At 44.8% G+C, this 944-nt stretch carries 1 protein-coding gene; it reads right to left on the bottom strand.

The window, feature by feature from the left end; translation table 11 throughout:
* A partial coding sequence (locus ACYVAA_RS22955; protein ID WP_460546431.1) for a hypothetical protein occupies positions 1–944 on the bottom strand: 944 nt, incomplete at both ends.

Below are 944 nucleotides of genomic sequence, written 5' to 3'. Positions count from 1 at the left end.
GGCCTATAAATGCTTTAAATACATCGTTGCTGGCCATTCGGTAAGCTCTTACCAATCTTGCCTTGCGTTTCTTCAGCTTCTTGGACTTGGCAAGGGCAATGGCGATTTCCCTGCCTCCCAGCAATCCGATGAATACCCAAGTGGTACTCATAGGCATCTTACTGTACATCTTAAAGTAGAACAATAATATACAGTATACAAAGTCCACGATGGTAGCCGCACGTACATCGGTCACCTTGGTTTTCTCATTGACAATACCCTGGATCCTGTCACCTTTGAAGTAGAAAAGGAAGCCCATGCCAAAGAAAATAAATCCAGTATAGGCGACAAATTCATAAATATTCAATGCTCTGGGCAAGAAAACGGCAATATTGGCGGCATCCTGCATCAACCACAGTGACCATAGCGTACCGGAAGTGATCCACTGCAAAATATACCAGTAATTTTTGGCTTTGCCCCTCAGGTAGCTGCTCACAAACTTTTCCAGAATGAACCAGGTACCGATGGCAATACCAAAAGCCAGTAAATATCCTATCAAACTTTTCTGTACTACCCCTGCGATCGTTCCCGCTTTGTAGGTAAATACGTTTAGAAGTAGGAATGTGGTGGAAACCGGCATCCTTAACCTGGTCATCACCATCAATACGATAGGTGCGGCCAATTGTAGGAAGACAAACTGTTCCGGAGCCTTGTCCAGTCCCTTGACATAAAGACGTTGGTAACTCACATCCCCGTCAAAAATCACCCAGCTATAAACTGCTGTGGCCACGAAAATCCCTCCCATAAACAGCCAAAGCCAATACCATTTCTTCCGTTGGTTGGAAGCGATGAAAGTACCGATGGTCTGGATACTGTCATTACCAATGGCAGAATAAGCCGCCAAAGTAAAGCCAAACCACATGGCCGCATAAGTATATTGGGTGATAAAACCTGCTATGGATACC

The organism is Echinicola sediminis, assembly GCF_054777495.1.
This window is presented reverse-complemented; position numbering and strand designations above follow the sequence as displayed.